This is a genomic window from Rothia amarae (assembly GCF_042677725.1).
Classification (GTDB): domain Bacteria; phylum Actinomycetota; class Actinomycetes; order Actinomycetales; family Micrococcaceae; genus Rothia; species Rothia amarae.
The window spans coordinates 234,251-240,713 of sequence record NZ_JBHUCN010000008.1 but is presented as its reverse complement, the minus strand read 5'-3'; the positions used below and the strand labels follow the sequence as shown (position 1 = coordinate 240,713).

Genomic DNA, 6,463 nt, shown 5'->3' with positions numbered 1-6,463 from the left:
TCCTTTTATATACCTCAGCCGTTGGAACAGTACCCCTGAGATAGGTAAATCAGTGACTGAACACCATTTTGAAGAATCACCGCAGGTTACTACATGCCCGCGCCACCCTGACCGAGTGACATACACCCGATGCGGACGATGTGGCCGACCCACCTGCACAGAATGCCAGGTTCCGCTAGAAGTGGGATTGATGTGCGTGGACTGCAGAGACGAGCACCGCCGTCAAAACAAGGTGAGAAGCGGCCCAACGACGGCGCCGCTGGTAACTTTTGTGCTGATTGGACTCAACATTCTTGCCTATCTTTTGCAGCAATTCATTCCTGGTCGCTGGATGCTCATTCATTTTCTCTTTAACCCGCTCTATGTGGAGATGACGGGCGAGTGGTGGCGCGTGCTGACGTCGGGTTTTCTGCATGCTCAAAGTTCACCGACGCACCTGCTGTTGAATATGTTCTCGCTCTGGCTGTTTGGTCGCGCGATAGAACCCATGATGGGGCGCTGGAAGTACCTCCTGGTATATGTGCTCTCTATTGTGGGCGGATCGTTGGGTGTGTGGATATGGGGTGCACTCACTGGAGATTTAAACGTCAATACGGTGGGTGCATCGGGCGCTATCTTTGGTCTATTTGGCGCGTTTTTTGTGCTCACTCGCATGAGAGGAGCCAATGCCACACCCATCCTGACATTGATAGCTATCAACATGGTGTTCGGGTTCATCATGCCGGGAATTTCCTGGCAAGCGCACCTAGGTGGGCTGTTCACCGGCATTATCGTGACCATGCTCTTGCAGAGATTGCGAGCGCCACGGCGGTAAAAACATTCCTCCCACGCATTGAAGTGCGAAAAAGGGTTAACTTTTGAGTAAAAAGTTAACCCTTTTTCGTACCTCAACGAGAGGAGAGCTAAAGACTCCGAAATTTGTCTCTGTTGATAAACAGTATTCCCAAAATTCCGAGGACCGCGATGCTGACACTTGTAATCATTCCTTGGTGAGGTAAGAGAAAAGAAGAAAACACGGCGAGGAGAAAGACGATGACTCCTAGAACCAAGAGGGAAGGATTTTCTTCTTCATTGGCAGGGTGACTCCGATTTCTACAGATGCTAGCGAAGGGAAGGAAAAGATTCGCCTAATAGGTATATAAGCTTCTATCCACAGAACTTATCCACAGCTGTTAATAACTACAGTACTGTAATTCCATAAATGTGAATAGGCTGTGGAGACCGGCAAATCAGTCTTTAATTTTCGCGTAATTACACGGGTGTAACCATTTTCCCCAATTTTATCCCCACCTGTGGATAACTTTAAAAAAGACTTGTGGACTTTTTGTAATTTCAAAATATTCGATTGCGCAACAACGCTATAGGTGCAACAAAAAGGACCGCCCCGAAAAGGAGCGGCCCCTCATCAATTTCTACTGTCTCTCACGAATGCTTCACTGAAGAGATCAGCCGAATGGTCTATCTAGTTAGCTTGAGCCTCTGCTTCTTCCACCAGTTCAGGAGAAACTTCCACACCGGTGTACAACTTAAACTGTTCAGCCGCCTGGAGCGCAGCCACCTCGCCGCCGGTAATGACCTCCTTACCTGCCGCGCGTCCAGCCTGAATGAGGGGAGTCTCAACGGGCATAGCGACGACGTCGAACACTACCTCCGCCGCCTCAATGGTGGGCTGGGGGAAGGCAAGGGTGTCTTTCTCTGGACCACCTTCCATTCCAAGAGGGGTTACATTCACAATTACAGGAGCTGTTAAAGAACCCACTTCAGGCATCCAGTCATAGCCATACTGTTGAGCTAGCTCTTTACCCGCCTGCTCATTACGCGCCACAATCGTGCCCCGCTTGAACCCGGCGTCATAAAAAGCACCTGCCACAGCGCGCGCCATACCGCCAGAACCCTGCAAAATGAAGGGAAGAGACGGGGCGACATGATGAGTTTTCAGAAGGGAGGCAACCGCAATCACGTCGGTGTTGTACGCATGGAGATAGCCATCAGTATTCACAATCGTGTTGACTGCACCAATGACAGACGCTGAATGGTCCACCTCATTCACCAGAGGAATAACAGCCTGCTTGAATGGCATGGAAACGGAACAACCACGAATGCCGAGCGCTCTTACACCCCCGATCGCTGCTTCGATATCAGAGGTAGTCATTGCCTTGTAAAGAAAATCAAGCCCGAACTTTTCATAGAGATAGTTGTGGAACTTAATACCGTGATTCGACGGGCGCCCCGAGAGTGAAATGCACACGGTGGTATCCCGGTTGAGTGGCGGGCGCGAAGTGTTGTTGTGGGAAATATCCATGGAAATAACGCCTACTTCTTTGACTTCTCGATCATCAGGGACACAATTTTCGGTGCTTTGGAAGATGAAGCTACAAAAGACTTCTCAGAATTAGTCACTGTAGGTACCACGGCGTTGCCATCATTGACAGATTTTACGAATGCCTCGGCGTCGGCGTCTTCCCAAATATTCACCCAGGTAGCGTCATCGCCAGTCTCACCCAAGCCAGAATCCAATGCCTCGCAGAAAGGGCAACCGGGGCGCCAGTAAATAACCACTCCGCCGTCTTCAATGACCTTCTCGGCTTCAGCCTGTGTTGCTTGTGCGCGTTCCATGAAGAAATCTCCTCTAATTAGTTGTATCTAGTCCATTTCTAAGCCTAGTATCCGCTCGGAAAAGGAAAAATGCTTTAAATACCACGCGGTACTCTGCCTCGTTAAAACAAGAGGTGGTGCTCCCTCGAAGGGAGCACCACCTAAATAAAAGAGGCGAACTTAGTCGTTCTTTAGGGAGTTCTTAACACCCTCGACCTTGTCCTTAGCATTGTTAGCCGCATCGGCAACCTTAGCCTGAGCCTGGTCAGTCTGACCTTCAGCCTTCAGCTCTTCGTTGCCAGTAGCGTTGCCGATACCCTCTTTTGCCTTGCCTGCAAATTCGTTCAATTTATCCTGTGCACTCATGGGTTTCCTCCTTGTGTATTGCCTACTTGGTATTTCTAAGTATACTTCTGAAAACCGAGAATCACCTGAAAAATATCTGGAAATTTATTTTCCGAAGCGCTCGCGCACGTCGTTAATCTGCTGGTCAGCCTCAACATTTGAGGTGTTTGCCTGAGCTTCGGTGATAACTTCCTGACCTGCGTTATCTTTCACTGCCTCTTTAGCTGAGGGAATGCCGTCTTTAGCCTGGTTTTCGATATTATCTTTTTCCAACATAATTACTCCTCAAAAAGCCTAGATATGCTAAAAGCCGCCGGGACCACCGGGGTTTTTAGCTACAAACTAAAGGCAAAGATTACTTGCCGAACTTGTTGCCGAGACCATCAATCTGCTCGCCCGCTTTATCCTTGGCGGTGTTGGTGTGGTCGTCATTGACGACGTCCTTGCCAGCCTTTTCGTTTACTGCGTCTTTGCCGGAGTCAATACCTTCGTTTGCTTTGTCTTTGAGACCGTCTACATCAAAGCCCATGATTCAATCCTTTCCACTAAATGACGAGGCAATGTTCATATTTGCCCTCAATCGTTCTTTGAGAAGAACTGATACTAAGTCTACTGAGCGATAATCTGATTTGTAAATCATTTATGTTTCAAAAATGGAATAAAAGATACAGTTCACCCTATCTACCCTGCAAAATCAGGGATAAGCAGGACGCGAATCACTAAAATTTATCGGTTAGGGCTCGGCGTGTCTGATGCCAGCGGGCGTATACTCGCTAAGTCAAAATAGTTTGCGCCTCGGACTCACACCCGAGCGTACTTATAGAAAGGTCCCTTCCACATGGGGTCTCTCAAAAACCAGCAGTACAAAATCGCTGCTCGTGCTCACAACAGCGATCCTGAAACACGGCAAGGTTCAGTACGCATCGATAAAATGCGAGAATCTACCAAATCCTGGATGTTGGGAACCAAACTCAAAGCCGACCTCCCCGGACCACACGGCAAACGGCACCCCCATAAAGAGGGGCACTCCTGGTGGCAGGTCATGTGCCTTTCTGGCGTAGACTACTTCTCCACCCTAGGCTATCAACCCGCTATCGCAGCCCTCGCTGCTGGCCTACTTAGCCCCCTGGTAACGCTCGTCCTAGTCATTGTGACCCTCTTCGGCGCGCTACCCATCTATCGCCGAGTAGCCGCCGAATCACCCGCCGGTGCAGGCTCCATTCACATGCTAGAGCGACTACTTTCCCGCTGGCCAGCCAAAATTTTTGTACTCGTGCTTCTGGGCTTCACCACCACAGACTTCATGATTACCATGACGCTCTCCGCCGCCGATGCCGCAGAGCACCTCGAAGCCAACCCCTTCGTACCCTCATTTCTTCACGGTCACCACGTACTCATTACGCTAGTATTCCTCGGATTGCTGGCAGCAGTCTTCCTGCGAGGATTCAAAGAAGCAATCGGTGTTTCTATTGTTTTGGTCGCAGTATTCTTGCTTGTCAACCTGGTAGTCATCATCGGTGCTATCACTCACATCATCCACGAACCCATCCGTACCATCGACTGGTGGACAGGGCTCACCGCCTCCCACGGCAACAAATGGCTAGCAATCGGACTCATCGTGCTGGTGTTTCCCAAAATCGCCCTCGGTATGAGTGGTTTCGAAACCGGCGTGGTCGTTATGCCCCAAATTCGTGCAAAAGGTGCTAATCCCACCGAAAAAATCGCTAACCGCGTCCGTGATACCAAAAAACTACTCACTACCGCCGCGCTCATCATGAGCGTTCTACTCATTACCTCCAGTTTCACCACCACTCTGCTGATTCCCCAAGAAGAATTCCAAGCAGGAGGTCATGCCAACGGACGCGCGCTCGCTTACCTCGCCCACCAGCAATTTGGCGAAGTATTCGGCACTGTTTATGACATCTCTACCATCCTAATTCTCTGGTTCGCCGGTGCCTCAGCCATGAGTGGGCTTCTCAATCTCGTGCCCCGCTACCTGCCTCGCTACGGTATGGCACCTGAGTGGTCCCGCGCGTCGCGCCCCCTCACCCTGGTGTTTATCGCCGTAGCTTTCGTCATCACCCTGATTTTTGATGCTGACGTTGAAGCCCAGGGCGGCGCCTACGCCACCGGTGTGCTGGTATTGATGACCAGTGCTGCATTCGCCGTAACCCTCTCGGCGAAGAAAAAACACGAGCCTTATGCCTTGGTGTTTTACTCGGTAATCACCCTGGTTTTCGTTTACACCACGGTGGCAAACATCATCGAACGCCCCGAAGGCCTGCGCATTTCTAGCTTCTTTATCTGTGGAATACTCATCGTTTCCTTCATCTCGCGAGCTATGCGTGCCTATGAACTGCGTATCGAAAGCGTGCATTTCGACAAAAAAGCTATGCAATTCATCATGGAAAAGCCAGACGTCCCCATCCACCTCATCGCTCACCGACCTGACAATTTCAACCTCGCCGACTATATGGAAAAGCGCGGACGTGAAGAGTGGGCGCACCATATTGGCGACGTCGAAAACGTTATGTTCCTCGAAATCGCCGTGATGGACCCCTCCACTTTCCGCTCAGACATTATGGTCAAGGGAGTTATGGTAGGGGATCAGAAGATTCTTGCGGCATCCGGTTCCGCTATCGCCAACGACATCTCCGCCCTTGCATTAGAAATCCGCGATATGACCGGAACTGTTCCCCACGTTTACCTCGACTGGGCTGCTGGGTCGCCGCTAAAGAACTTCCTCGCCTTCCTCTTCTTTGGTCAAGGCCAGGTTGCGCCCACGACGCACGAGGTGCTCCGGCGCGCAGAACCCAAGATCCGCCGTCGTCCGGTGGTTCACGTTTCCTAACGAAACGGCGGGTGCTGAGAGTTTGTATCAAAAAGTAGGGCTGTACCACACAAAGCGTGGTACAGCCCTCAAAGTTTGATACAAACTGGGGAGGGGGGGGACACGCAGGGCACAGTGGAGAGAAGGCGCGCGAGAAGATACACAGCTTATTTCTTTAAACTTTCTTCAATGCGCGCAATCAACCCTTGGACGTTCTCTAACAAGCGGGCAATCTTCTCATCCTGCGTGAGGGATTCTTCCATCTGGCGGATTCCCTCGGGTTTCTTCTTGCCCAAAGTGTAGGCAACGCACTCTAAATCGGTGCAGATATAGGTTCCGATGCTGCCGTAGTTCTCTTTCGACGACTTCGCGGTGGGAATCGACATCAATGAAACACCGGTCGAAGAATTGAGTGTGAGGCAGAACTGGCACATGCGCGCGCCACCCTTGGCAAGAGCTTTTTTGCGCTCCATCACTAAGCCTTGAAGCCCCTTAGACGTTTCTGCCACCACATAAGCATTCTGGGGCGATTTCGGGTCGGTCCAGCTCAGAAAAATCTCATTCGCCCAGTCGGTAGAAAGAACCTCTTTGGGGATGTTGATGCGCTGAGATGCACCTTTGGTGCAGTTGATAAAGCTTTTACGCAGCGCGGCTTCTGAATATGTCTGCATGGGAATATACCTTTCGGGTGTA

General features: G+C 50.7%; 8 protein-coding genes. 2 read left to right on the top strand and 6 right to left on the bottom strand.

All coding sequences use genetic code 11. The features are described from left to right. Positions 1 to 52 precede the first annotated feature (52 nt). Positions 53 to 814, top strand: coding sequence for a rhomboid family intramembrane serine protease (locus ACFR81_RS04685; protein ID WP_145175949.1), 762 nt, complete (start codon positions 53 to 55; stop codon positions 812 to 814). 648 nt (positions 815 to 1,462) lie between these two features. Here the strand turns inward: ACFR81_RS04685 and ACFR81_RS04680 are convergent. The 5 genes from ACFR81_RS04680 to ACFR81_RS04660 all read right to left on the bottom strand — a co-directional run bounded on the left by ACFR81_RS04680 (position 1,463) and on the right by ACFR81_RS04660 (position 3,469). Continuing rightward, entirely contained in the window at positions 1,463 to 2,302 is an 840-nt protein-coding gene (locus ACFR81_RS04680; RefSeq protein ID WP_343874760.1) for a shikimate 5-dehydrogenase, read from the bottom strand. Positions 2,303 to 2,313: 11 nt separating this feature from the next. Beyond that, positions 2,314 to 2,616 (bottom strand): glutaredoxin domain-containing protein, encoded by a 303-nt coding sequence (locus ACFR81_RS04675; protein ID WP_068169844.1) that lies wholly within the window; start codon positions 2,614 to 2,616, stop codon positions 2,314 to 2,316. 159 nt (positions 2,617 to 2,775) lie between these two features. Then, complete coding sequence (locus ACFR81_RS04670; protein ID WP_151147112.1) at positions 2,776 to 2,961, bottom strand: CsbD family protein; 186 nt, start codon at positions 2,959 to 2,961, stop codon at positions 2,776 to 2,778. Between the two features lie 84 nt (positions 2,962 to 3,045). Beyond that, the gene (locus ACFR81_RS04665) at positions 3,046 to 3,216 is read right to left on the bottom strand and encodes a hypothetical protein (protein WP_158004397.1); all 171 of its coding nucleotides are present in this window, start codon (positions 3,214 to 3,216) and stop codon (positions 3,046 to 3,048) included. Positions 3,217 to 3,295: 79 nt separating this feature from the next. Next, the gene (locus ACFR81_RS04660) at positions 3,296 to 3,469 is read right to left on the bottom strand and encodes a ribosome recycling factor (protein WP_145175938.1); all 174 of its coding nucleotides are present in this window, start codon (positions 3,467 to 3,469) and stop codon (positions 3,296 to 3,298) included. A 309-nt stretch (positions 3,470 to 3,778) separates the two neighbouring features. Here ACFR81_RS04660 and ACFR81_RS04655 point away from each other — a divergent pair, with 309 nt between their 5' ends. After that, a complete protein-coding gene (locus tag ACFR81_RS04655) occupies positions 3,779 to 5,791 on the top strand; it encodes an APC family permease (protein ID WP_343874756.1) in 2,013 nt (670 codons plus the stop codon). Positions 5,792 to 5,937: 146 nt separating this feature from the next. Here the strand turns inward: ACFR81_RS04655 and ACFR81_RS04650 are convergent, their stop codons facing one another. Then, the gene (locus ACFR81_RS04650; protein WP_343874754.1) at positions 5,938 to 6,441 is read right to left on the bottom strand and encodes an FBP domain-containing protein; all 504 of its coding nucleotides are present in this window, start codon (positions 6,439 to 6,441) and stop codon (positions 5,938 to 5,940) included. Positions 6,442 to 6,463 lie beyond the last annotated feature (22 nt).